This is a genomic window from Citrobacter freundii complex sp. CFNIH2, assembly GCF_002880615.1.
In the GTDB taxonomy this organism is placed as follows: Bacteria; Pseudomonadota; Gammaproteobacteria; order Enterobacterales; family Enterobacteriaceae; genus Citrobacter_A; species Citrobacter_A amalonaticus_F.
The window spans coordinates 5,166,230-5,189,306 of record NZ_CP025757.1 but is presented as its reverse complement, the minus strand read 5'-3'; the positions used below and the strand labels follow the sequence as shown (position 1 = coordinate 5,189,306).

General features: G+C 56.8%; 24 protein-coding genes. 14 read left to right on the top strand and 10 right to left on the bottom strand.

What is annotated here, in order from left to right:
- Positions 1-12: 12 nt before the first annotated feature.
- On the top strand, positions 13-1,437 hold the full coding sequence (locus WM46_RS25435; RefSeq protein ID WP_102603705.1) for a 6-phospho-beta-glucosidase: 1,425 nt from the start codon (positions 13-15) through the stop codon (positions 1,435-1,437).
- A 167-nt stretch (positions 1,438-1,604) separates the two neighbouring features.
- A complete protein-coding gene (locus tag WM46_RS25430) occupies positions 1,605-1,856 on the top strand; it encodes a SymE family type I addiction module toxin (RefSeq protein WP_061075083.1) in 252 nt (83 codons plus the stop codon).
- Positions 1,857-1,882: 26 nt separating this feature from the next.
- On the opposite strand, the gene hycI is transcribed toward WM46_RS25430, so the two are convergent.
- The 9 genes from hycI to hycA form a co-directional block, all read right to left on the bottom strand.
- Positions 1,883-2,347, bottom strand: a complete 465-nt coding sequence (gene hycI, locus WM46_RS25425) for a hydrogenase maturation peptidase HycI (protein WP_102603704.1) — start codon at positions 2,345-2,347, stop codon at positions 1,883-1,885.
- Positions 2,340-2,750, bottom strand: coding sequence for a formate hydrogenlyase maturation HycH family protein (locus tag WM46_RS25420; protein WP_046486398.1), 411 nt, complete (start codon positions 2,748-2,750; stop codon positions 2,340-2,342). The genes hycI and WM46_RS25420 overlap by 8 nt, the downstream gene beginning before the upstream one ends.
- Entirely contained in the window at positions 2,747-3,514 is a 768-nt protein-coding gene (hycG, locus tag WM46_RS25415) for a formate hydrogenlyase subunit HycG (protein WP_042999592.1), read from the bottom strand. Before hycG ends, WM46_RS25420 begins: the two co-directional genes overlap by 4 nt.
- Entirely contained in the window at positions 3,514-4,056 is a 543-nt protein-coding gene (gene hycF / locus WM46_RS25410; protein WP_044255059.1) for a formate hydrogenlyase subunit HycF, read from the bottom strand. The genes hycG and hycF overlap by 1 nt, the downstream gene beginning before the upstream one ends.
- Positions 4,057-4,065: 9 nt before the next feature.
- Positions 4,066-5,775: a formate hydrogenlyase subunit HycE gene (hycE, locus tag WM46_RS25405; protein WP_102603703.1), complete on the bottom strand. Its 1,710-nt coding sequence runs from the start codon at positions 5,773-5,775 to the stop codon at positions 4,066-4,068.
- 17 nt (positions 5,776-5,792) lie between these two features.
- Positions 5,793-6,716 (bottom strand): respiratory chain complex I subunit 1 family protein, encoded by a 924-nt coding sequence (locus WM46_RS25400; protein ID WP_042322638.1) that lies wholly within the window; start codon positions 6,714-6,716, stop codon positions 5,793-5,795.
- A 2-nt stretch (positions 6,717-6,718) separates the two neighbouring features.
- Entirely contained in the window at positions 6,719-8,545 is a 1,827-nt protein-coding gene (gene hycC / locus WM46_RS25395) for a formate hydrogenlyase subunit 3 (protein WP_102603702.1), read from the bottom strand.
- Complete coding sequence (gene hycB, locus WM46_RS25390; RefSeq protein ID WP_061075089.1) at positions 8,542-9,153, bottom strand: formate hydrogenlyase subunit HycB; 612 nt, start codon at positions 9,151-9,153, stop codon at positions 8,542-8,544. Before hycB ends, hycC begins: the two co-directional genes overlap by 4 nt.
- A 136-nt stretch (positions 9,154-9,289) precedes the next feature.
- Entirely contained in the window at positions 9,290-9,751 is a 462-nt protein-coding gene (hycA, locus tag WM46_RS25385; RefSeq protein WP_061075090.1) for a formate hydrogenlyase regulator HycA, read from the bottom strand.
- Between the two features lie 210 nt (positions 9,752-9,961).
- On the opposite strand from hycA, the gene hypA reads away from it, so the two are divergent.
- The 7 genes from hypA (at position 9,962) to WM46_RS25350 (ending at position 16,290) form a co-directional block, all read left to right on the top strand.
- Entirely contained in the window at positions 9,962-10,312 is a 351-nt protein-coding gene (hypA, locus tag WM46_RS25380) for a hydrogenase maturation nickel metallochaperone HypA (RefSeq protein WP_042322631.1), read from the top strand.
- Between the two features lie 3 nt (positions 10,313-10,315).
- Complete coding sequence (gene hypB, locus WM46_RS25375; protein ID WP_102603701.1) at positions 10,316-11,188, top strand: hydrogenase nickel incorporation protein HypB; 873 nt, start codon at positions 10,316-10,318, stop codon at positions 11,186-11,188.
- Complete coding sequence (locus tag WM46_RS25370) at positions 11,179-11,451, top strand: HypC/HybG/HupF family hydrogenase formation chaperone (RefSeq protein ID WP_061075092.1); 273 nt, start codon at positions 11,179-11,181, stop codon at positions 11,449-11,451. The genes hypB and WM46_RS25370 overlap by 10 nt, the downstream gene beginning before the upstream one ends.
- Entirely contained in the window at positions 11,451-12,572 is a 1,122-nt protein-coding gene (hypD, locus tag WM46_RS25365; protein ID WP_044266644.1) for a hydrogenase formation protein HypD, read from the top strand. The genes WM46_RS25370 and hypD overlap by 1 nt, the downstream gene beginning before the upstream one ends.
- The gene (gene hypE / locus WM46_RS25360; RefSeq protein ID WP_061075094.1) at positions 12,569-13,579 is read left to right on the top strand and encodes a hydrogenase maturation carbamoyl dehydratase HypE; all 1,011 of its coding nucleotides are present in this window, start codon (positions 12,569-12,571) and stop codon (positions 13,577-13,579) included. Before hypD ends, hypE begins: the two co-directional genes overlap by 4 nt.
- A gap of 158 nt (positions 13,580-13,737) precedes the next feature.
- Positions 13,738-15,816, top strand: a complete 2,079-nt coding sequence (gene flhA, locus WM46_RS25355; RefSeq protein ID WP_061075095.1) for a formate hydrogenlyase transcriptional activator FlhA — start codon at positions 13,738-13,740, stop codon at positions 15,814-15,816.
- 45 nt (positions 15,817-15,861) lie between these two features.
- A complete protein-coding gene (locus WM46_RS25350; protein WP_102603700.1) occupies positions 15,862-16,290 on the top strand; it encodes a molybdopterin-binding protein in 429 nt (142 codons plus the stop codon).
- Positions 16,291-16,334: 44 nt separating this feature from the next.
- Here the strand turns inward: WM46_RS25350 and WM46_RS25345 are convergent, their stop codons facing one another.
- Positions 16,335-16,679 (bottom strand): nitrous oxide-stimulated promoter family protein, encoded by a 345-nt coding sequence (locus WM46_RS25345; protein WP_046486428.1) that lies wholly within the window; start codon positions 16,677-16,679, stop codon positions 16,335-16,337.
- A 201-nt stretch (positions 16,680-16,880) separates the two neighbouring features.
- On the opposite strand from WM46_RS25345, the gene WM46_RS25340 reads away from it, so the two are divergent.
- The 5 genes from WM46_RS25340 to mutS all read left to right on the top strand — a co-directional run bounded on the left by WM46_RS25340 (position 16,881) and on the right by mutS (position 23,018).
- Positions 16,881-17,798 (top strand): metal ABC transporter substrate-binding protein, encoded by a 918-nt coding sequence (locus WM46_RS25340; protein WP_102603699.1) that lies wholly within the window; start codon positions 16,881-16,883, stop codon positions 17,796-17,798.
- Positions 17,795-18,616 carry an iron/manganese ABC transporter ATP-binding protein SitB gene (gene sitB / locus WM46_RS25335; protein WP_102603698.1) on the top strand — a complete coding sequence of 274 codons (822 nt, stop codon included), beginning with the start codon at positions 17,795-17,797 and terminating at the stop codon, positions 18,614-18,616. The genes WM46_RS25340 and sitB overlap by 4 nt, the downstream gene beginning before the upstream one ends.
- Positions 18,613-19,470 (top strand): iron/manganese ABC transporter permease subunit SitC, encoded by an 858-nt coding sequence (gene sitC / locus WM46_RS25330; RefSeq protein WP_102603697.1) that lies wholly within the window; start codon positions 18,613-18,615, stop codon positions 19,468-19,470. Before sitB ends, sitC begins: the two co-directional genes overlap by 4 nt.
- Positions 19,461-20,309: an iron/manganese ABC transporter permease subunit SitD gene (gene sitD, locus WM46_RS25325; protein WP_102603696.1), complete on the top strand. Its 849-nt coding sequence runs from the start codon at positions 19,461-19,463 to the stop codon at positions 20,307-20,309. Before sitC ends, sitD begins: the two co-directional genes overlap by 10 nt.
- Before the next feature lie 147 nt (positions 20,310-20,456).
- Positions 20,457-23,018: a DNA mismatch repair protein MutS gene (gene mutS / locus WM46_RS25320; protein ID WP_102603695.1), complete on the top strand. Its 2,562-nt coding sequence runs from the start codon at positions 20,457-20,459 to the stop codon at positions 23,016-23,018.
- Positions 23,019-23,077 lie beyond the last annotated feature (59 nt).

Sequence of the window (23,077 nt, the reverse complement as noted above, 5' to 3'; positions counted from 1 at the left end):
CTGAGGTTTATTATGGCTGTATTTCCGCAAGGATTTTTATGGGGCGGCGCACTGGCCGCCAACCAGGCTGAAGGCGCATACCGGGAGGGCGGCAAAGGGCTGACCACTGTCGATATGATCCCGCACGGCGCGCATCGTATGCCGGTCAAACTGGGACAGGAGAAACGTTTCCAACTGCGGAATGACGAATTTTATCCCAGCCATCAGGCGATCGATTTTTACCATCGCTATAAGGACGACATCGCCCTGATGGCGGAAATGGGCTTCACCGTCTTTCGCACCTCGATTGCCTGGAGCCGTATTTATCCCAACGGCGACGAACTGACGCCTAACGAGGAAGGCATTGCGTTCTATCGCGCGGTGTTTGCCGAGTGCAAAAAGTACGGTATTGAACCGCTGGTGACACTGTGCCACTTCGACGTGCCCATGCATCTGGTTACCGAATACGGCTCCTGGCGTAATCGTAAGATGGTGGAGTTTTTCACCCGCTATGCGCGTACCTGTTTTGAAGCCTTTGACGGCCTGGTGAAATACTGGCTGACCTTCAATGAAATCAACATCATGCTGCACAGCCCGTTCTCCGGCGCGGGGCTGGTGTTTGAAGAGGGGGAAAATCAGGATCAGGTGAAATATCAGGCCGCGCACCATGAGCTGATTGCCAGCGCGCTGGCGACGAAAATCGCCCATGAGGTAAACCCGCAGAACCAGGTGGGCTGCATGCTGGCGGGTGGTAATTTTTATCCGTACTCCTGCAAACCGGAAGATGTCTGGACAGCGCTGGAAAAAGATCGGGAAAACCTGTTCTTCATTGACGTACAGGCGCGCGGCGCGTATCCGGCCTACTCTGCCCGTGTGTTTCGCGAGAAAGGCGTGGTGATTGAAAAAGCCCCGGAAGATGATGCAATCCTGAAAAACACTGTCGATTTTGTCTCCTTCAGCTATTACACGTCGCGCTGCGCGTCGGCGGAGATGAACACAAAGAACAGCAGCGCCGCGAACGTGGTGAAGTCAATGCGCAACCCGCACATCCAGGTCAGCGACTGGGGCTGGGGAATCGACCCGCTTGGACTGCGCATCACGATGAATATGATGTACGACCGCTACCAGAAACCGCTGTTCCTGGTGGAAAACGGTCTCGGGGCAAAAGATGAAATCGATGCCGATGGCCACATTAATGACGATTACCGTATTCGCTATTTGCGCGAACACATCCGGGCGATGGCTGACGCCATTGAGGACGGCGTGCCGCTGATGGGTTACACCACCTGGGGCTGTATTGATCTGGTGGCCGCGTCGACGGGTGAGATGAGCAAACGGTATGGGTTCGTCTATGTCGACCGCGATGATGCTGGCAACGGTACGCTTGCGCGAACCCGTAAAAAATCGTTCTGGTGGTACAAAAAAGTAATCGCCAGCAACGGCCAGGATCTGGCGTAAACAGGATGTCGGATGGCGCTCGCGCTGTCCGGCCCTCCCTTCCCTCGTTACATCATTTGCATTCCGTTTCCGCTATCTCCCTTCCAGTTTCCGGTTTGCCCCTTCCCTTTTTTACTGGCATTTTATACAGGTATTTTCATCTACTCGTGGATAACAAGGAATCGTTTATGACTATTGAGGCTGGCAGTCCGGAAGTCGCTATCATCAGGCCGTTTCGTCGTTTAAAGGTGAGCTATGTCAGAAAGCGCCATGAAGATCCGAAAACCGGCAATACGCGCCGCTATAGCCGGCATGCGTCGTTAACCATTAATGGCGACTGGCTGGAACAGGCGGGTTTCCCGACCGGCACCATTGTCAATGTGGCGGTAATGCAGGGGAAATTAGTGATCGAACAGGTGAGAGAAGAACAGGCCGGATGAGGTCAGACGGTCATCCGGCATGAATATCACGACGCGTCTAATTCCGCGAAGCCGCCGTGACCCTCCCAGCCGTCGAGATGCTGGTAAACGGTGTCGACGGCATCCTTAACTGGCTGAGTCATGGGATAATAGAATCCGACGATATCTGGCTGAATCCCGAGGAAGATCACCTCGCCGACGTCTTCTTTAAGCTGATCAACCAGATAATTCAGCGGCATATTGTGGGTCGTCATCATGAACATCTCGGCGATATCGTCAGGATCGATAATGCGGATCTCGCCGGGATTCAACCCCATGTCGGTGGCATCCACGATCAGCAGACGATCCGGGCGCAGTTCGCGAATGGCCACGATGTCATTTTCCGGCGCACTGCCTCCGTCGATGACCACCCAGTTGCCTTTCGCCTGCGCCGCGCATTTTTCTGCCAGCAGCGGACCCGCGCCGTCATCACCCATCATGCTGTTGCCAACACACAATAAAACGTCAGTCACGGTGTCTCCTTACCATCAGGTAAATAGCGCTCTCCTGATGAATATCATGCAGCATGCTGAGCATCTGTTTACTCCATGCCTGCTGCTCCGGGGTCTGCACCGCGAGCGCACGATCGAACGCGTGAGCCAGCATTTGCACATGATTAAAATCGATGACGATCTCGCCGTACTTCGGCACCCCTTCCATCTTCCGACGGGCCTCGCTGCCCTCTTCCAGCGTGGCAATCCACGCCAGATACGCCTCCCACGGACAGGTCAGCGCGGCTTCCAGGCAGTCGATGATCCCAAGATGGTGACCAATCGCCAGGCTGTAATAGACAACCTGCTGCGCCTCTGCGGGCGTCGCATCGTTCTCATCAATAAACTTACGGCTCAGTTGACTGAACACCACCGTTTCACTCATCGGATACGCGCCTCTTCAACAACCTGATTCAAGTGCGTGACGATCTCAGTCAGGCGCGGATCGCTTTCCGCTTCCAGCCAGCGCGCCACCTGATGTTCACCCTGACCGAGCTGGCGCAGGTAATCATCCGCAATCTGACGTCCATAGCGATAACCGGCCAGTCGACGCGCCTCGCGATCGACCTTCACGCGCAGCGGCTGAACCATGTCCGGATGCAGAATTTCCGCTGGCTGATCGTCCAGTTCGCCTGGCGCACGAGCGTGAATTTTCTGCTCCAGCAGGCCCAACGCCATCGCAAAACCGTACAGCGTTGCCGCAGGCGTCGGCGGGCATCCCGGAATATACACATCCACCGGCACAATTTTGTCGGTGCCGCCCCAGACGCAGTACAGGTCATGGAAGATACCGCCGCTGTTGCCGCAGGCACCGTAAGAGATACAGATTTTCGGATCGGGCGCAGACTGCCAGGCACGCAGCGCTGGGGAGCGCATTGCACGGGTAACCGCGCCGGTGAATAGCAGAATGTCCGCATGACGCGGTGACGGTACGACTTTGATACCGAAGCGTTCAGCGTCGAACAACGGTGATAAGGTCGCGAAAATTTCAATTTCACAGCCGTTACAGCCGCCGCAGTCCACGCGGTAAACATAGGCTGAACGCTTGATGTTTTTCAGTAATGACGCCTTCATGCTGGCGATGGACTCATCCACCGTCATCGGTACCGGAATACCGTTCGCGTCACGCGGACCTAATAAATGGCTCATCAGCTGGCCTCTTTCATATGGCGAGTCAGTTCAATTCGGTCGGACGGCACCAGGCATTTCTGACGTTTGCAGTCCGGGCAGGTCTCAAAGCTTTCGCGGTGATGCTCCGCGCGGCTGTCGCCGTTGTGCTTAAGCAGCGCAATGGCGTAATCAATCTCTTTCTGGACAGCGAAAGGACGATGGCAGACGCGGCAGTTGCACAGCGCAAAACGAGACTGCTGGAGGAAATCCTCTTTCTTCCACACCGCCAGTTCATACTCCTGCGAAAGCTTGATCGCCGCCGTCGGGCACACTTCTTCACAGCGGGCGCAGAAAATGCAGCGTCCGAGGTTGAACTGCCAGGCCAGTTCGCCGCTGGCCAGATCGGTTTCCACCGTCAACGCATTAGACGGGCAGGCATTCACGCAGGCCGCACAGCCAATGCACTGCTGCGGATTGTGCTCCGGCTTACCGCGGAAGTTTTTATCAACCGCAATCGGCTCCAGCGGATAAGACGAAGTCGGCGCGCCGGTTTTGATGACTTTTTTGATAAAGGTAAACATGGCGATTCCTTATTTCAGCGGCGAGTTTTTACGCTCAATGCTGTAGCGCTCAAGTTCTTTGTACGGCACGACTTTGCTCTTCTTCTTACGCACATCCACCACGGTCATGCGGTCAGTACAGGAATAGCAAGGGTCAAGGCTACCGATAATCAGCGGTGCATCAGAAACGGTGTTGCCGCGCAGCATGTAACGCAGGGTTGGCCAGTTGGCATACGTCGCCGCACGGCAGCGCCAGCGGTACAGCTTCTGGTTGTCGCCGGTCATGCTCCAGTGAATATCGTCACCGCGCGGCGCTTCGGAGAAGCCCAGCGCAAAGCGATGCGGAATGTAGGTGAAGCCTTCCACCATCAGCGGACCGCCGGGCAGGTTGTCCAGACCGAAGTCGATCATATTCAGCGCGGTGTACACTTCGTTGATACGCACTTTCAGACGCGAGATCACGTCACAGCCCTGTTCGCTGTGAACCGTCATCGGCAGCAGACCGTAACCGACAAACGGGTGATCGGCGCGAGTGTCACGGGCGTGACCGCTGGCGCGAACCATCGGCCCAACGTTACTGAAATCACGCGCAATCTCTGGATCCAGACGACCGATTCCCACGGTGCGCTGTTCCATCTTCGGCGTACTGAGCAGCATATCCACCAGTTCCTGCACGTCGCGACGCATCTGTTGCGCCAGTTGGCGGGTCTGGATCATGTCCTCTTTCAGCAGATCGCGACGAATCCCGCCGATCAGGTTCAGACCGTAGGTCTTACGCGCCCCGGTCAGGATCTCCGCCATCTTCATGGAGGTTTCGCGGACGCGGAAGAACTGCATAAAGCCGGAGTCAAAACCGGTGAAGTGACAGGCCAGACCGAGGTTCAGCAGATGGGAGTGCAGACGCTCCACCTCCAGCAGAATGGCGCGAATCATCTGCGCGCGTTCCGGCACCACGATACCCATCGCGTTTTCCACGGAGGTGGTATACGCGGTGCTGTGGGCAAAGCCGCAGATCCCGCAAACGCGATCCGACAGGAAGGTGACTTCGTTGTAGCCCATCCGGGTTTCCGCCAGTTTTTCCATGCCGCGATGGACATAGAACAGGCGGTAATCGGCGTCGATAATATTTTCGCCATCAACAAACAGGCGGAAGTGTCCCGGTTCATCCGAAGTGACGTGCAGCGGGCCAATCGGCACCACGTTATTTTTTTTGTCACCCAGTTCGTTGATAAACTCGTAGGTTTCCGCATCGGTGGTCGGCGCCGGGCGCTGACGATAATCCATGCTGTCTTTACGCAACGGATAGAGTTCGTCCGGCCAGTCATCCGGCAGCACCAGACGGCGTTCGTCCGGCAGACCGACCGGGATCAGACCGTACATGTCGCGCACTTCACGCTCGCCCCAGACGGCAGCCGGTACGCGCGGGGTGACGGACGGGAATTCCAGCTTATTGGCATCAACTTCAACACGGACGGTAATCCAGCATTTGGTGCCCTGCTCCATCGACAGCACGTAGTACACCGCGTAGTGACCGCACAGCTGGCGTTCATCATTGCCGAACAGTACGGAGAGCCACCCGCCCTGCTTGTAGTAAAGGAATTCGACCACTTCCGGCAGATAGTTGACCTTCACGGTGATGGTCAGCTGATCCCGGGTCTGCCAGGCTTCGTCCAGCACCACGCCAGGAAACGCCTGGTGCAGTGCGGCAAGGTATTGTTGACCTAATTTTTCTTCAGACATGCTCAAACTCTCTTAAATCACGCCACCAGCAAGGAGACGAACGCTAAAAACGCAAACCCAAAACCGGCCCAGGTCACGCGTGAAGTGGCGCAAAAACGCAGACGCGCCATGCTGTTTTCAAACAGGGCAATCACCAGTACGCCGACAAGCAGCTTGACGATGGCAATCACCAGCGCCAGCAGCAGTCCACCTGCGCTGAACGTTTCCATCTGTCCCCACGGCAGGAACACGCCGACAAACATTTGCAGAACAACCAGCTGTTTCAGGCTAATGCCCCACTTCAGCACCGCAAAACCGCTGCCGCTGTATTCGGTCAGCGGTCCTTCCTGTAGCTCCTGCTCCGCTTCCGCCAGATCGAACGGCAGTTTGCCCATTTCGATAAAGGTGGCGAACGCACAGGCACACAGTGCCAAAATCAGCGGAATGCTGCGGGCTGCTGGCCAGTGATAGATCGTATCGGTGATATTGCTGATATGGGTGGAACCCGCGACCTGCGCGGCGACCCACAGTCCCAGCAGCAGGATCGGCTCCACCAGCACGCCGAGCATCGCTTCGCGGCTGGCGCCGATCGCCGTGAACGGGCTACCGGTATCCAGACCGGCAATGGAAAAGAAGAAACGGGCAATGGCGAACAGATAAATCAACGTGATCAAATCGCCCAGTTGCGGCAACGGTGAACCCACAGTCACCACCGGCAGCGCGGTGGCGATGGTCAGCATAACGCCCACCATCACAAACGGCGTCAGACGAAAGACCCAGCCGGCATCCGCTGGCGCGACGCTCTGGCGGCCCAGCAGTTTGATCAGGTCGCGATACTCCTGCAATACGCCAGGACCGCGACGATTATGCAGACGGGCACGCGCCACGCGGGTCACGCCGGATAGCAGCGGCGCAGCGGCAAATAACACCAGCGCCTGAATTAACGGATATAAAACACTCATTCTCAGGCTCCTCGTGAAACCACAATCACCACCAGCACGGCCAGTTCGATCAGCGCCAGGCGGCGGAACAGCACCGGTACCGCCGCGCTCTGCCAGCCCGGAACCCACGCTACCGGGTTGAGCCACTTACGCAGTTTGAGAACCGGTGCAAAGGCTTCTTTCACTGGCATCGCGAAACCATGCGCGGTAATGACCATCGACTGCTCGTGATCGTAACCGCAGACCCATGCCGTCCCGCGCGAACGCGACGGCAGGCGGTTGCCTTTGAACATCGCCATGATGATGAACGGCAGCAGCGGACAGGCGATCAGCAGCAGCGTGATCATCGGTTGCGATACGGTGGTATTGGCGGTTTCCAGTGGCAGCGGTACGGCTGTTGCCAGCAACGGCAACAGCCACGGCGCGGCAACCCCGCCGAGTACACAGCAAATCGCCAGCGCCACGACGCTGACGCCCATCAGGAGAGGCGCACAGCAGGCGTTTTCCGCCTCTTTCGTGCGCGGTGCTCCGAGGAAGGTGACGCCATACACTTTCGCCATACACATCACTGCCAGCGCACCGGTAATCGCCAGTCCGACCGCCAGTAGTGGCCCCAACAGACGACCAATAAACGCGCCGCTGTTGCCCAGTTTGAAGAAGGACTGGTAGATCACCCACTCGCCAGCAAAACCGTTCAGCGGCGGCAGTGCAGCCATCGCCATCAACCCCACCAGCATCGCAATGGAAATAACCGGCATGCGTTTGCCGATGCCGCCCAGCTTTTCGATATCGCGATGTCCGGTACGAAACCAGATGCTGCCCGCACCGAGAAACAGTACGCTTTTGAACAGGCTGTGGTTCACCAGGTGATAGAGACCACCGGTCAGGCCAAGGGCAATCAGCGCCGGTTGATTGAGAGCAATCCCGGTCACACCTGCGCCGAGACCGAGCAGGATAATGCCGATGTTTTCCAGCGTGTGATATGCCAACAGGCGCTGAATATTGTGCTCCATCAGCGCATACAGACCGCCGACAAACGCGGTGATCATGCCGAGTACCAGAAGCAGCACGCCCCACCACAGCGGCGCATTACCGCCAATTAGTGATAACGAGAGAATGCCCAGCAGACCGACCTTCATCACCACGGTGGAGAACAGCGCCGCCGCCGGGGCGCTGGCGTTCGCGTGTGCCTGCGGCACCCATCCGTGCAGCGGAATAATTCCGGCCAGCAGACCAAAGCCCGCCACGCCGAGTAGCCAGATGTCAGAACCCAGCGGCAGTTCCTGTGTGCGCAGATCGAGCAGGCGTAACTCCAGCGTGCCGTAGCGCTGCCACACCAGATAGCAGGCAATCGCCAGCAGCAGCGTACCGAGGCGCCCCAGCGCGAACCACAGCTTGACTTCTTTGCTGCATCCGGTCAGGAACACCGCACACAGCGCCATGATTTCCGCCATCACCACCAGCGTGCCGAGATTGCTGGCGACAACCGCGCACACCGCCGCGGCCATCAGCAGATTCACCAGCAGACCGTTAGCTTTCACCTGCGGATGGCGATGCCAGTCGATGTTGTACAGACTGACGAACAGTCCACACAGCCCCAGCGTAATCAGCCAGATGGCATTCAGCGGGGTGATTTGCACGCTGTGACCGATAAACGGCATCACGCCGCGCACCGCGACAGCGTTGATGAGCACGGAGAAACCCGCCGCGGCGGTACACAAGCTGCCCACCGCACCGCCCACGCCAGCGACCCAGCCGCTCAGCGCTTTATGAAAAGAGAACAGAAATGCCAGGACGGCGGCGGCGGCAAACCAGGCCACGCCGCTGGTGATCAGTGAAATTGCGCTCATTTTGCCTCCCCACTCTGAGCCTGCTGAAACAAGGAGAGATCGCCGAAGTCGGTATTGAAAGTCAGCTCACGTTTCCGTTTACTGGCGCGGGCGATATCCATGTTGTTCACCAGATGCAGGGCTTTCGTCGGACACATCCGTACGCAGGCCGGGCCTTGCTCATCGAAGCTGCACAGATCGCACTTCACCGCGATGGCACGCACGCCCGGAACCCAGTCCAGCAGCGTGCTGACGCGAGCCGGTGCCGGTGGCGCAGGCGGCGCTTTCGACGTATTGGCGTTGGCCGGGATATGCAGCGGACGGCTGCCGGAAAATTCGATCGCGCCAAACGGACAGGCAATGCCGCACAGTTTGCAGCTTACGCACAGGCTTTCATTAAGCTGTACGGCGCCATCCACCCGGTTAATGGCGTTAACCGGACACACGGTGGCGCAGGGGGCATCTTCACAATGGTGGCAAAGCTGCGGCGCAGATTCTTTTTCATTCAGCATCACTTTCAGGCGCGGCATAGACTGCAGGCCGTGCTGGCGATGCGTCTCTGAACAGGCGGCCTCACAGGTGTGGCAGCCGATACAGAGCGTGGAGTCAGCAATTACAAAACGATTCACCAGGCATTCCTCAGGTGATAGTCATTTTTGACGAAAACATGCCGATGAAATGTCATTTTCGACACTATTCGACACGTCTGTCCCTTAAATCGTCGTGACAACCCATGAGACGATGTCACGACGCAAAACGCGGTGGTCAGGCCGCCGGGGTTTGTCTCGCCACCAGTTGGCTCAGATTGATCGGCGACCCGCTTTCGACAGCGGCATACAGTCGGTCATAAACGCTGGCGATTTTATCGAGATAGTGTTCCAGCACCTGCTCACGCTCACGGTTGCTGACCCGCTCATCCACTTTGCCGTCAATGCTCAACTGCGCCTGTGCAATCAGTTGCTTATCTTCGCCATCTTTTGTTTCGACGTAATACTCGATGGTGTGGCTGTTGAAGCCATCCGCCATCGTGACGGTGATACGAAAGTGTTCGAACAGTACGAAACAGAGATCTTTATCCGGCGCGCAGCTCATCGCATGGTGCAGACGCGCTTTCGACAGGGTGATCCCCTGAACCAGCGAGTTGCAGTAAATATGCCACTGGTCCTGTAGGCGACGATGCCGCTGCGCGATGTATTCGGCTTTTTCGCTTATTTCCCAAATAGTCATGTCAGGTTATCCGTTTAACAGAGATAGCCTGCCATAAGCATTTTCCATGCCAGTTTTTAACCATTTGTTTTTGCATGAATTTAAAAATAAATGACGGCTGTCGACGTCCAAATGACATGTCATTTCGTCATCATCGTCATCGACAAACGCCCCCAACTTTCAGGCTGGCATAGTTATTGCTTATCACTGCCCATAACATCGGGAGGCGATATGCACGAAATTACCCTTTGCCAGCGGGCACTGGAATTGATCGAACAACAGGCCGTCGCGCACGGCGCAAAACGGATAACTGGGGTCTGGCTCAAAATTGGCGCATTTTCTTGCGTAGAAACCAGCGCTCTCTCCTTTTGTTTTGATCTGGTATGCCGTGGCACCGTTGCGGAAGGTTGTAAACTGCACCTCGAGGAACAAGAAGCCGAATGCTGGTGTGAATCCTGTCAGCAATACGTCACCTTACTGACCCAACGCGTACGCCGCTGTCCGCAATGCAATAGCGACACGTTGCAGATCGTGGCCGATGACGGATTACAGATTCGACGAATAGAAATAGATCAGGAGTGAGCGATGTGTACAACATGCGGTTGCGCTGAAGGCAACCTTTATATAGAGGGTGATGAGCATAACCCTCATTCTGCGTTTCGCAGCGCGCCTTTTGCCCCGGCAGCTCGCCCGGCGCTGAATATTACCGGCATCAAAACGTCCGAATTCACCCCGAGCCAGACCGAAGAAGGCGATCTGCACTACGGTCACGGTGAAGCCGGGACCCATGCGCCAGGCATGAGCCAGCGGCGTATGCTGGAAGTGGAAATCGACGTACTGGATAAGAACAACCGGCTGGCCGAACGTAACCGCGCCCGCTTCGCCGCGCGCCATCAACTGGTGCTCAACCTCGTCTCCAGCCCGGGTTCCGGTAAAACAACGCTGCTCACCGAAACGCTGATGAAGCTGAAAGACAGCGTGCCGTGCGCCGTCATTGAAGGCGACCAGCAGACGGTCAACGATGCCGCCCGCATTCGGGCTACCGGCACACCGGCAATCCAGGTCAACACCGGTAAGGGCTGCCACCTTGATGCGCAGATGATTGCCGATGCCGCGCCGCGTCTGCCGCTGGAAGACCGCGGCATTCTGTTTATCGAAAACGTCGGCAATCTCGTCTGCCCGGCGAGTTTTGATCTCGGCGAACGCCATAAAGTGGCGGTGCTTTCTGTCACCGAAGGCGAAGACAAGCCGCTGAAATACCCGCATATGTTCGCCGCCGCCTCGCTGATGCTGCTCAACAAAGTCGACCTGCTACCGTACCTGAATTTCGACGTTGAGAAGTGCATTGCCAGCGCCCGGGAAGTTAATCCGGATATCGAGATCATCCTGATTTCCGCCACCAGCGGCGAAGGGATGGATCAGTGGCTGAACTGGCTGGAGGCACAGCGATGTGCATAGGCGTTCCCGGCCAAATCCGCACCATTGAAGGTAATCTGGCGAAAGTCGACGTTTGCGGCATTCAGCGCGACGTCGATCTGACGCTGGTCGGCCGTTGTGATGAGCACGGCGAACCTCGTCTGGGCCAGTGGGTACTGGTCCACGTCGGTTTTGCCATGAGCGTGATTAACGAAGCCGAAGCGCGCGACACCCTCGATGCGCTCCAGAACATGTTTGATGTTGAGCCGGACGTCGGCGCTTTGCTGTATGGCGAGGAAAAATAATGCGTTTTGTTGACGAATACCGCGCGCCGGAACAGGTGATGCAACTGATTGAACACCTGCGTGAACGTGCCGCGCATCTGCCGTACACCGCCGAACGTCCGTTGCGCATTATGGAAGTCTGCGGCGGCCATACGCACGCGATCTTCAAATTTGGTCTCGACCAGTTGCTCCCTGATAATGTGGAGTTTATCCACGGCCCGGGTTGTCCGGTCTGCGTACTGCCGATGGGACGTATCGACAGCTGCGTAGAAATTGCCAGCCATCCGGAGGTGATTTTCTGTACCTTTGGCGACGCCATGCGCGTGCCGGGGAAACAAGGCTCGCTGTTGCAGGCGAAAGCGCGCGGTGCGGATATTCGCATCGTCTACTCGCCGATGGATGCGCTCAAACTGGCGCAGGAAAACCCAACGCGTAAAGTCGTGTTTTTCGGTCTCGGCTTTGAAACAACCATGCCGACGACCGCCATTACCCTGCAACAGGCAAAACTGCGCGACGTGCAGAATTTTTACTTCTTCTGTCAGCACATCACACTCATTCCAACCCTGCGCAGTCTGCTGGAGCAGCCCGATAACGGCATCGATGCGTTCCTCGCGCCGGGCCACGTCAGCATGGTGATCGGTACCGACGCCTATCATTTTATCGCCAGCGAGTTTCATCGTCCGCTGGTGGTCGCTGGATTCGAACCCCTTGATCTACTGCAAGGCGTCGTGATGCTGGTTGAGCAGAAAATAGCGGCCCACAGCCAGGTCGAGAACCAGTACCGCCGCGTGGTGCCTGACGCCGGCAACCTGTTAGCGCAACAGGCTATTGCCGACGTATTTTGCGTCACCGGCGACAGCGAGTGGCGCGGTCTGGGGGTGATTGAATCGTCCGGCGTGCATTTGACGCCTGACTATCAGCGTTTTGATGCCGAAGCGCATTTCCGCCCGGCACCTCAGCAGGTTTACGACGACCCGCGCGCGCGCTGCGGCGACGTGCTGACCGGGAAATGTAAACCGCATCAGTGCCCGTTGTTTGGCAAGACCTGTAATCCAGAGACCGCCTTCGGCGCACTGATGGTCTCTTCAGAAGGCGCATGCGCCGCCTGGTATCAGTATCGTCAGCAGGAGTGTGAAGCATGAACAGCGTACAACTCGCCCACGGCAGCGGCGGTCAGGCCATGCAGCAACTGATTAACAGTCTGTTTATGGAAGCCTTCGCTAACCCGTGGCTGGCGGAGCAGGAAGATCAGGCGCGTCTGGAACTGGCGCAACTGGTCGCTGAAGGCGATCGGCTGGCGTTCTCTACCGACAGCTACGTCATTGACCCACTGTTTTTCCCCGGCGGCAACATCGGCAAACTGGCGATCTGCGGCACCGCCAATGACGTCGCCGTCAGCGGCGCAATCCCTCGCTATCTCTCTTGCGGCTTTATCCTCGAAGAAGGGCTGCCAATGGAGACGCTGAAAAGCGTGGTAAACAGCATGGCCGCCACCGCGCGTGAGGCCAATATCGCGATCGTGACCGGCGATACCAAAGTTGTTCAGCGTGGCGCAGCGGATAAATTGTTCATCAACACCGCGGGCATGGGGGCGATTCCGGCCAATATTCACTGGGGGGCGCAGACCCTGGCTGCGGGCGACGTGCTGCTGGTCAGCGGCACGCTGGGCGATCACGGAGCCACTATTCTTAATCTGCGTGAACAGTTAGGACTGGATGGCGAACTGGTCAGCGACTGCGCGGTATTAACTCCACTGATTCAGTCGTTGCGCGATATTCCCGGCGTGAAAGCCCTGCGCGACGCGACGCGTGGCGGCGTGAACGCGGTCGCCCATGAGTTTGCCGCCGCCTGCGGTTTTGGCATTGAGCTGTCCGAATCCACACTTCCCGTGAAGCCTGCCGTTCGTGGAGTATGTGAACTGCTGGGTCTGGATGCGCTCAACTTCGCAAACGAAGGCAAGCTGGTCATTGCCGTTGAACGTCAGGCGGCCGGGCAGGTGTTGGCGGCGTTGCATGCCCATCCGCTGGGGCGCGATGCGGCACTGATTGGCGAAGTGGTCGAACGTAAAGGCGTGCGTCTGGCCGGTCTTTACGGCGTGAAGCGCACACTGGATTTACCGCATGCAGAACCGCTGCCGCGTATTTGCTGATTATATTGCCCGGTGGCGCTACGCTTACCGGGTCTACGGGTAACGCGTTGTCCGTAGGCCGGATAAGTCGTAGCCGCCATCCGGCAGACGTTTAAAAAGAATACCTATAATTCATGTACCTTTTGCACCGCGCAGCGGTACTTTCCTGGAAAAGCAATATGTCGTATACACCGATGAGCGATCTCGGGCAGCAAGGATTGTTCGACATCACTCGCACATTGTTACAGCAGCCCGACCTGCAATCGCTAAGCGAGGCGCTTTCGCAACTGGTAAAGCGCTCGGCGCTTGCCGACAGCGCGGCGATTGTGTTGTGGCAAGCGCAGACACAGCGGGCGTCCTGGTACGCCACGCGCGATGACGGCAAACCTGTCATCTACGAAGATGAAACCGTGCTGGCCCACGGCCCGGTCCGCCGTATCCTCTCTCGCCCCGATGCCCTGCACTGCAATTATCACGAATTTTCGGAAACCTGGCCGCAACTGGCCGCTGGCGGACTTTACGCGCCATTCGGCCACTACTGCCTGCTGCCGCTGGCGGCGGATGGGCGCATTTTTGGCGGCTGCGAATTTATCCGTAACGACGATCGTCCCTGGAGCGAAAAAGAGTACGAGCGTCTGCAAACCTTCACCCAGATTGTCGGCGTGGTGGCGGAGCAAATTCAGTGCCGGGTCACGAACAACGTCGATTACGATCTCTTGTGCCGCGAACGCGACAACTTTCGTATTCTGGTCGCCATCACTAACGCCGTTCTCTCCCGGCTCGACATGGATGAGCTGGTGAGCGAAGTCGCCAAAGAGATCCATCACTATTTCAATATCGACGACATCAGCATTGTCCTGCGCAGCCACCGTAAAAATAAGCTCAGCATTTACTCCACTCACTACCTCGATGAAAATCATCCCGCACACGAACAAAGCGAAGTCGATGAAGCTGGTACCCTGACGGAACGGGTGTTTAAAAGCAAAGAGATGCTGCTGATTAACCTAAACGAACGGGACGCGCTGGCCCCCTATGAACGCATGCTGTTCGATACGTGGGGCAACCAGATTCAGACGCTGTGCCTGCTGCCGCTGATGTCGGGCAACACCATGCTCGGCGTGCTCAAGCTGGCGCAGTGTGAAGAAAAAGTGTTTACCACCGCCAACCTGAACCTGCTGCGCCAGATTGCCGGGCGCGTCGCCATCGCCGTCGATAACGCCCTCGCCTATCAGGAAATCCATCGGCTGAAAGAGCGGCTGGTGGATGAAAACCTGGCGCTCACCGAACAGCTCAATAATGTCGACAGCGAGTTTGGTGAAATCATCGGGCGCAGCGATGCGATGTACAGCGTGCTCAAGCAAGTCGAGATGGTAGCTCAGAGCGACAGCACCGTGCTGATCCTCGGTGAAACCGGCACCGGGAAAGAGCTGATTGCCCGCGCAATACACAATCTGAGTGGGCGTAATGCACGCCGGATGGTGAAGATGAACTGCGCCGCGATGCCCGCGGGCCTGCTGGAAAGTGACCTGTTCGGCCACGAACGCGGCGCCTTCACCGGTGCCAGTGCGCAGCGCATTGGCCGCTTTGAGCTGGCGGATAAAAGTTCTTTGTTCCTGGATGAAGTGGGCGATATGCCGCTGGAATTACAGCCTAAGCTCCTGCGCGTCTTGCAGGAACAGGAATTTGAGCGTCTGGGCAGCAATAAATTGATCCAGACCGACGTGCGTCTGATCGCCGCCACCAACCGTGACCTGAAAAAAATGGTCGAGGATCGCGAGTTTCGTAGCGATCTCTACTACCGTCTCAACGTTTTTCCGATCCAGCTTCCGCCGCTGCGCGAACGCCCGGAAGATATCCCCCTGCTGGTGAAAGCGTTCACCTTTAAAATCGCTCGCCGCCTGGGGCGTAACATCGACAGTATCCCGGCGGAAACCCTGCGCATCCTCAGCAATATGGAGTGGCCGGGTAACGTGCGCGAACTGGAGAACGTGGTTGAACGTGCCGTTCTGCTGACACGAGGAAGCGTACTGCAACTCTCGCTGCCGGATATCGGCATGCTCTCGCCAGGCGAACCGCCCGTTGCGACCGAAGTCGCCCAGGAAGGGGAAGACGAATATCAGCTCATCATGCGGGTGCTGAAGGAAACCAACGGCGTGGTCGCAGGGCCGAAAGGGGCGGCACAGCGCCTCGGACTCAAGCGTACAACGCTGTTGTCACGCATGAAGCGTTTAGGGATTGATAAGGATGCATTAGTGTAAGCCGTTCCGGCTATACTCTGTGGAACATAAACAAAAGGAGGCAACATGGCGGTATCAGCACGTAATCAATTGACCGGTACGGTTAGCGCAGTCGCGACAGGCGCAGTCAACGACGAAGTAGAGCTGACGCTGGCAGGCGGTGCAAAACTGGTCGCTATCGTCACCCACAGCAGCCAGCAGGCGCTGGGTCTGGTGAAAGGCAAAGACGCCATCGCGCTGATCAAAGCGCCGTGGGTCACCCTGGCAACAGAAGATTGTGGTCTGAAATTTTCAGCCCGCAACCAGTTCGCCGGTAGCGTTTATCAGGTCACCGAAGGCGCAGTCAATGCCACTGTCCACATCAAAACCGATGCCGGATTTGAGATTGTGGCAGTCGTCACCAATGAGAGTCAGCAAGAGATGAAACTGAGGCAGGGCAGCCGCGTTATCGCGCTGATTAAAGCCTCAGCAATTCTGATTGCCACCAAAGCGTAACTCAGGCGCCCGATGACGTAATATTCATCGGGCTTACTAACGCCTTACTTCTTGCGCTGATATTTTTCCGGCAGTTCCGGTACGGGACGTTTATCGTCGATAAGATGACGAACGGTCAGGATTGGATGACGCCAGAGCATTCTCGGCCCCGCCCAGCGCATGATCTGCTTCATCTCTTCACGCTTCGCTGGCTGATAGCAGTGCACGGGACACTGTTTACAGGCCGGTTTCTCCTCGCCAAAGACGCACTTATCCAGACGTTTTTGCGCATAGGCAAACAGCGCGTCGTAGTGTTCCGGCTCATCTGATGCCTGCGGACACTGGCTCTCGTACAGCGCGATCATCTTTTTAATCGTCAGTTTTTCGCGAGCAATGCGCTTGCCGGACATGATGCGCCCTCCACAACATTAAGGTGTATTTATTCTACAACTTAAATTCTCACGACACTATCACCCAAAGGTGACACGTCCTTTCCAGCTCAAATAAGAATTATTTTCATTTAACACTATCTTTATGTATGCCTTGTGCTATATAACATAGCAAAGGCTATATTTGATGAATAATTAACCACTTTTTTTATGAGGGATACTATGTCGCACCTCCCCCGTCTGACCTCGTCTCTGCTGGCTGCTGTGCTGGCCATCTTCGTGCTGTCACCTGCTTACGCCAAAGAGAAGCTCAATGTCGTTACCACTTTCACGATCATTGCTGACATGGCGCAAAACGTGGCGGGTGAGGCGGCCAATGTCAGTTCGATCACCAAACCCGGCGCGGAAATTCATGAGTATCAACCCACACCGGGCGACATTAAGCGAGCGCAGGGGGCGCAACTGATCCTCTCTAACGGTCTGAATCTGGAGCTGTGGTTTGCCCGCTTCTACCAGAATTTGTCGGGTGTGCCGGACGTAACTGTGTCTGATGGGGTGAAACCAATGGGCATCAGCGAAGGGCCGTATAACGGTAAACCTAATCCTCACGCCTGGATGTCGGCGGAAAACGCGATGATCTACGTCGACAATATTCGTGACGCGCTGGCGAAATACGATCCGGATAACGCCGCGGTTTACCAGAAAAATGCCGAACGTTATAAAGCGCAAATTCACCAGACGCTGGCCCCTCTCCATGCCGCGCTGGCAAAAATCCCTGCCGATAAACGCTGGCTGGTCACCAGCGAAGGGGCGTTCTCTTATCTTGCCCGCGATAACGATCTGCAAGAGCTGTATCTCTGGCCGATCAATGCCGATCAGCAGGGAACGCCCAAACAGGTACGTAAAGTGATCGATGCGATCAGAGCGCATCAGATCCCGACCGTATTCAGTGAAAGCACCGTGTCAGATAAACCGGCCCGCCAGGTCGCGCGGGAATCCGGCGCACATTACGGCGGCGTGCTGTATGTCGATTCCCTGAGCGCCGCCGATGGCCCCGTCCCCACTTATCTCGATCTGCTGCGCGTCACGACCGAAACCATTGTCAGTGGCATCAATGACGGTCTGAGGAGTCAGAAATGAGTCAATCGGCGATTACCGTGAATCAGGTGACGGTGACGTATCGCAATGGTCATACCGCACTACGCGATGCTACTTTTCAGGTGCCGGGCGGTTCGATTGCCGCGCTGGTGGGGGTCAACGGGTCGGGAAAATCAACGTTGTTCAAGGCGCTGATGGGTTTTGTTCGTCTGGCCGACGGCGAGATTTCTATCCTGCGACAACCGGTGAATAACGCGCTGAAGCAGAATCTGATTGCTTACGTCCCGCAGTCCGAAGAGGTCGACTGGTCGTTTCCGGTGCTGGTGGAAGACGTGGTGATGATGGGCCGCTACGGGCATATGGGCTGGCTGCGTCGCCCGAAGGCTCAGGATCATGCCAGCGTTGACGCTGCGCTGGCGCGGGTGGATATGCTGGAATACCGCTACCGACAGATTGGCGAGCTTTCCGGCGGGCAGAAAAAACGCGTCTTCCTCGCCAGAGCCATCGCCCAGGATGGCCAGGTCATTCTGCTGGATGAGCCTTTTACCGGCGTCGATGTCAAAACTGAAGCGCGCATTATTGCGCTGCTACGCGAGTTGCGCGATGAGGGGCGCACCATGCTGGTCTCCACCCACAATCTCGGGTCAGTCACCGAATTCTGTGATTATACGGTGATGATCAAAGGCACCGTGCTGGCGAGCGGCCCGACCGAAACCACCTTTACCGCCGAAAACCTTGAACTGGCGTTCAGCGGCGTCCTGCGTCACGTCGCGCTCAGCGGCGGCGAAGAGCACATCATTACCGACGACGAACGCCCGTTTATCTCCCGGCGTACGGCAGGCGACGGAGAGTCATCATGAACTGGCTGACAGAGCCCTTTGGTTATCAGTACATGCTCAATGCGATGTGGGTATCAGCGATGGTGGGCGGCTTGTGCGCCTTTCTCTCCTGCTATTTAATGCTTAAAGGCTGGTCGTTGATTGGCGATGCGCTGTCACACTCCATCGTGCCAGGCGTTGCCGGTGCCTACATGCTCGGCTTGCCCTTCTCGCTCGGTGCCTTTCTCTCCGGTGGCCTGGCAGCAGGCAGTATGCTGTTTCTGAACCAGCGTTCGCGGCTTAAAGAAGATGCCATTATTGGCCTGATCTTCTCGTCATTCTTTGGCATCGGGCTGTTTATGGTGTCGCTCAACCCGATGTCGGTGAATATTCAGACCATCATTCTCGGCAACGTGCTGGCCATCGCGCCGGAAGACATTGTGCAACTGGCGATTATCGGCACGGTTTCCCTGCTCATCCTGCTGCTGAAGTGGAAGGATCTGATGGTCACTTTTTTCGATGAAAACCACGCCCGATCCATTGGTCTGCATCCGGCTCGTCTGAAGCTGCTGTTTTTCACTCTGTTATCGGTGTCCACCGTCGCCGCGCTGCAAACCGTGGGGGCATTTCTGGTGATCTGCCTGGTCGTGACGCCAGGCGCCACCGCCTGGCTGCTGACCGACCGCTTTCCACGCCTTCTTATGATCGCCGTTGCGATCGGCAGTGTGACCAGTTTTTTCGGCGCCTGGCTCAGCTACTGGCTGGACGGGGCGACCGGCGGGATCATTGTGGTGCTGCAAACCATGTTATTCCTGCTGGCGTTCGTTTTTGCTCCCAAACACGGCCTGCTGGCGAACCGCCGTCGCGCACGACGTAAGGAGTCGTCATGTTTCTGACCACCCTGCTGGAACCCTTTCAGTTCGACTTTATGGTCAATGCGCTGATCGTCTCCGCCCTTGTGGCGATTCCCTGCGCGCTACTGTCGGTATTTCTGGTGCTCAAAGGCTGGGCGCTCATGGGCGATGCCATGAGTCATGCCGTCTTTCCGGGGATCGTACTGGCATATATTGTCGGCATTCCGCTGGCGATCGGCGCGTTTATTGCCGGCCTGTTCTGCGCGGTGGCAACCGGGTATCTCGACGACAATAGTCGGATCAAACGCGACACCATCATGGGGATCGTCTTCTCCGGGATGTTTGGCGCCGGACTGGTGCTCTATGTCTCTATCCAGTCAGAGGTTCACCTCGATCATATTCTGTTTGGCGACATGCTGGGGATTTCGCTGAGCGATATTGGGCAAACGGCGTTCATTGCGCTGGGTATCGCTCTGATCATTGCATTCAAATGGAAAGACTTATTGCTGCACGCCTTCGATCCACATCAGGCGAAAGCCAGCGGCCTTAACACGACCTTGCTGCATTACGGACTGCTGTGCATGATTGCGCTGACCATCGTCGCGACGCTGAAATCGGTGGGGATCATTCTGTCGATCTCCCTGTTGATCGCCCCTGGCGCGATTGCCGTTCTCCTCACCCGACGCTTTGCCCGCGCGCTGTTGCTGGCGACGGGGTTGTCGGTGGTCACCTCATTTTTAGGTGTGTATCTGTCGTTTTTCCTCGACAGCGCCCCCGCTCCCACAATCGTCGTGCTGTTCACTATTATCTTTATCATTGCGTTTGTTTTTGCCGCATTACGCGACCGACGCTCGGAATTGCGACAACAACAATCGGTGTAAAATTCTGAAACGGAAGAAGGATCGAGAAGTCGTCGATCCTGGCTTTCCCTGAAATGCGTATCTCCGCTATCATGTGTCCCTTATGTGATAACAACGAAAATTAAAAGTATCACAACCCATTTACATTCAGGGACTGGACACAACTCCATGAGTACAATCGATAATCTCGACGCCCACACCCCAATGATGCAGCAGTATCTCAAGCTGAAGGCTCAGCACCCGGAGATCCTGCTTTTCTATCGCATGGGCGACTTTTACGAACTCTTTTACGACGATGCAAAACGGGCGTCGCAACTGCTCGATATTTCGCTGACTAAGCGCGGCGCCTCCGCAGGCGAGCCCATCCCGATGGCGGGCATTCCCCATCATGCGGTCGAAAACTACCTCGCCAAACTGGTTAATCAGGGTGAATCCGTCGCCATTTGTGAGCAAATTGGCGATCCGGCCACCAGTAAAGGGCCGGTTGAGCGTAAAGTCGTGCGTATTGTCACGCCGGGCACCATCAGTGATGAAGCCCTGCTACAGGAGCGCCAGGACAATCTGCTCGCCGCCATCTGGCAGGACAGCAAAGGTTATGGTTATGCCACGCTGGACATCAGCTCCGGTCGTTTTCGTCTGAGCGAACCCACCGATCGCGAGACGATGGCCGCCGAACTGCAGCGGACCAATCCGGCGGAACTGCTGTATGCAGAAGATTTCGCAGAGATGGCGCTGATTGAAGGTCGTCGAGGATTACGTCGTCGTCCGCTGTGGGAATTTGAAATTGATACTGCGCGTCAGCAGTTGAATTTGCAGTTTGGTACCCGCGATCTGATTGGCTTTGGCGTTGAAAACGCGCCGCGCGGACTTTGCGCCGCTGGCTGCCTGTTGCAGTACGTCAAGGATACCCAACGTACATCTCTGCCGCATATTCGCTCTATCACCATGGAGCGCCAGCAGGACAGCATCATCATGGATGCCGCGACGCGCCGCAATCTGGAGATCACCCAGAATCTGGCTGGCGGCGTGGAGAACACGCTGGCTTCTGTGCTTGACTGCACCGTGACGCCGATGGGCAGCCGTATGCTCAAACGCTGGCTGCACATGCCGGTACGTGACACGACAATCCTGACTGAACGCCAACAAACCATTGGCGCATTACAGGATGCGACCAGCGAATTACAGCCGGTGCTGCGCCAGGTAGGCGATCTGGAACGTATTCTTGCCCGTCTGGCACTGCGCACTGCCCGTCCGCGCGATCTCGCCCGTATGCGTCACGCTTTCCAGCAACTGCCGGAACTGCGTGCTCAGCTGGAATCGGTGGACAGCGCCCCCGTACAGATGCTGCGCGAGAAAATGGGCGAATTCACTGAACTGCGGGAACTGCTGGAGCGCGCGATCGTTGACGCACCGCCGGTACTGGTCCGTGACGGCGGCGTTATCGCGCCGGGCTACAACGAAGAGCTCGATGAGTGGCGCGCACTGGCAGACGGCGCGACCGACTATCTCGACAGGCTGGAAATCCGTGAACGTGAACGTACCGGGCTGGATACGCTGAAAGTCGGCTTCAACGCGGTACACGGTTATTACATCCAGATTAGTCGTGGGCAGAGCCACCTCGCGCCAATCAACTATGTCCGTCGCCAGACGCTGAAAAACGCCGAGCGCTACATCATCCCGGAACTGAAAGAGTACGAAGATAAAGTTCTGACTTCCAAGGGCAAAGCGCTGGCGCTGGAAAAACAGCTCTATGACGAACTGTTCGACCTGCTGCTGCCGCACCTGGCGGATCTACAGCAAAGCGCCAGTGCGCTGGCCGAACTCGATGTACTGGTGAATCTGGCCGAACGCGCATATACGCTGAACTACACCTGTCCAACCTTCAGCGATAAACCGGGTATTCGTATTACCGAGGGCCGCCATCCGGTGGTGGAACAGGTACTGAATGAGCCGTTTATCGCCAACCCCCTGGACCTCTCACCACAGCGCAGAATGCTGATCATTACCGGGCCAAACATGGGCGGTAAAAGTACCTACATGCGCCAGACCGCGCTGATTGCCCTGCTGGCCTATATCGGCAGCTATGTACCGGCGCAGAAGGTGGAGATTGGTCCCATCGATCGTATCTTTACCCGCGTAGGCGCGGCAGACGATCTGGCTTCCGGGCGCTCCACCTTCATGGTAGAGATGACCGAAACAGCCAACATTCTGCATAACGCCACTGAGAACAGCCTGGTGCTAATGGATGAGATTGGCCGCGGGACATCCACTTACGACGGTTTGTCGCTGGCGTGGGCGTGCGCAGAAAATCTGGCGAATAAAATCAAAGCGCTGACGTTGTTTGCCACGCACTACTTCGAGCTGACACAGTTGCCGGAGAAAATGGAAGGCGTCGCCAACGTGCATCTGGACGCACTGGAGCACGGTGATACCATCGCCTTTATGCACAGCGTTCAGGACGGTGCGGCCAGTAAGAGCTACGGCCTGGCGGTCGCGGCGCTGGCGGGCGTTCCGAAAGAGGTGATCAAACGTGCGCGGCAGAAACTGCGTGAACTGGAGAGCATTTCGCCGAACGCGGCGGCAACACAGGTGGATGGCACCCAGATGTCGCTGTTGTCCGTTCCCGAAGAGACCTCACCTGCCGTTGAAGCGCTGGAAAATCTCGACCCGGATTCTCTGTCGCCCCGCCAGGCGCTGGAGTGGATCTATCGGCTGAAGAGTCTGATGTAAAAGAAATGCCCGATGACGCTTTGCGTATCGGGCCTACACACTAACGGTACTGTACTTTC

What these genes read in the sequence shown, in the direction of transcription:
- hycC (WP_102603702.1), bottom strand. Translation starts at nt 8,545, where the DNA reads ATGAGCGCAATTTCACTGATCACCAGCGGCGTGGCCTGGTTTGCCGCC.
- hycE (WP_102603703.1), bottom strand. Translation starts at nt 5,775, where the DNA reads ATGTCTGAAGAAAAATTAGGTCAACAATACCTTGCCGCACTGCACCAG.
- hypE (WP_061075094.1), top strand. Translation starts at nt 12,569, where the DNA reads ATGAACAGCGTACAACTCGCCCACGGCAGCGGCGGTCAGGCCATGCAG.
- WM46_RS25350 (WP_102603700.1), top strand. Translation starts at nt 15,862, where the DNA reads ATGGCGGTATCAGCACGTAATCAATTGACCGGTACGGTTAGCGCAGTC.
- hycA (WP_061075090.1), bottom strand. Translation starts at nt 9,751, where the DNA reads ATGACTATTTGGGAAATAAGCGAAAAAGCCGAATACATCGCGCAGCGG.
- sitC (WP_102603697.1), top strand. Translation starts at nt 18,613, where the DNA reads ATGAACTGGCTGACAGAGCCCTTTGGTTATCAGTACATGCTCAATGCG.
- WM46_RS25430 (WP_061075083.1), top strand. Translation starts at nt 1,605, where the DNA reads ATGACTATTGAGGCTGGCAGTCCGGAAGTCGCTATCATCAGGCCGTTT.
- WM46_RS25420 (WP_046486398.1), bottom strand. Translation starts at nt 2,750, where the DNA reads ATGAGTGAAACGGTGGTGTTCAGTCAACTGAGCCGTAAGTTTATTGAT.
- hycF (WP_044255059.1), bottom strand. Translation starts at nt 4,056, where the DNA reads ATGTTTACCTTTATCAAAAAAGTCATCAAAACCGGCGCGCCGACTTCG.
- hypB (WP_102603701.1), top strand. Translation starts at nt 10,316, where the DNA reads ATGTGTACAACATGCGGTTGCGCTGAAGGCAACCTTTATATAGAGGGT.
- flhA (WP_061075095.1), top strand. Translation starts at nt 13,738, where the DNA reads ATGTCGTATACACCGATGAGCGATCTCGGGCAGCAAGGATTGTTCGAC.
- sitB (WP_102603698.1), top strand. Translation starts at nt 17,795, where the DNA reads ATGAGTCAATCGGCGATTACCGTGAATCAGGTGACGGTGACGTATCGC.
- sitD (WP_102603696.1), top strand. Translation starts at nt 19,461, where the DNA reads ATGTTTCTGACCACCCTGCTGGAACCCTTTCAGTTCGACTTTATGGTC.
- mutS (WP_102603695.1), top strand. Translation starts at nt 20,457, where the DNA reads ATGAGTACAATCGATAATCTCGACGCCCACACCCCAATGATGCAGCAG.
- hycG (WP_042999592.1), bottom strand. Translation starts at nt 3,514, where the DNA reads ATGAGCCATTTATTAGGTCCGCGTGACGCGAACGGTATTCCGGTACCG.
- hypA (WP_042322631.1), top strand. Translation starts at nt 9,962, where the DNA reads ATGCACGAAATTACCCTTTGCCAGCGGGCACTGGAATTGATCGAACAA.
- WM46_RS25400 (WP_042322638.1), bottom strand. Translation starts at nt 6,716, where the DNA reads ATGAGTGTTTTATATCCGTTAATTCAGGCGCTGGTGTTATTTGCCGCT.
- hypD (WP_044266644.1), top strand. Translation starts at nt 11,451, where the DNA reads ATGCGTTTTGTTGACGAATACCGCGCGCCGGAACAGGTGATGCAACTG.
- WM46_RS25435 (WP_102603705.1), top strand. Translation starts at nt 13, where the DNA reads ATGGCTGTATTTCCGCAAGGATTTTTATGGGGCGGCGCACTGGCCGCC.
- WM46_RS25345 (WP_046486428.1), bottom strand. Translation starts at nt 16,679, where the DNA reads ATGTCCGGCAAGCGCATTGCTCGCGAAAAACTGACGATTAAAAAGATG.
- WM46_RS25370 (WP_061075092.1), top strand. Translation starts at nt 11,179, where the DNA reads ATGTGCATAGGCGTTCCCGGCCAAATCCGCACCATTGAAGGTAATCTG.
- WM46_RS25340 (WP_102603699.1), top strand. Translation starts at nt 16,881, where the DNA reads ATGTCGCACCTCCCCCGTCTGACCTCGTCTCTGCTGGCTGCTGTGCTG.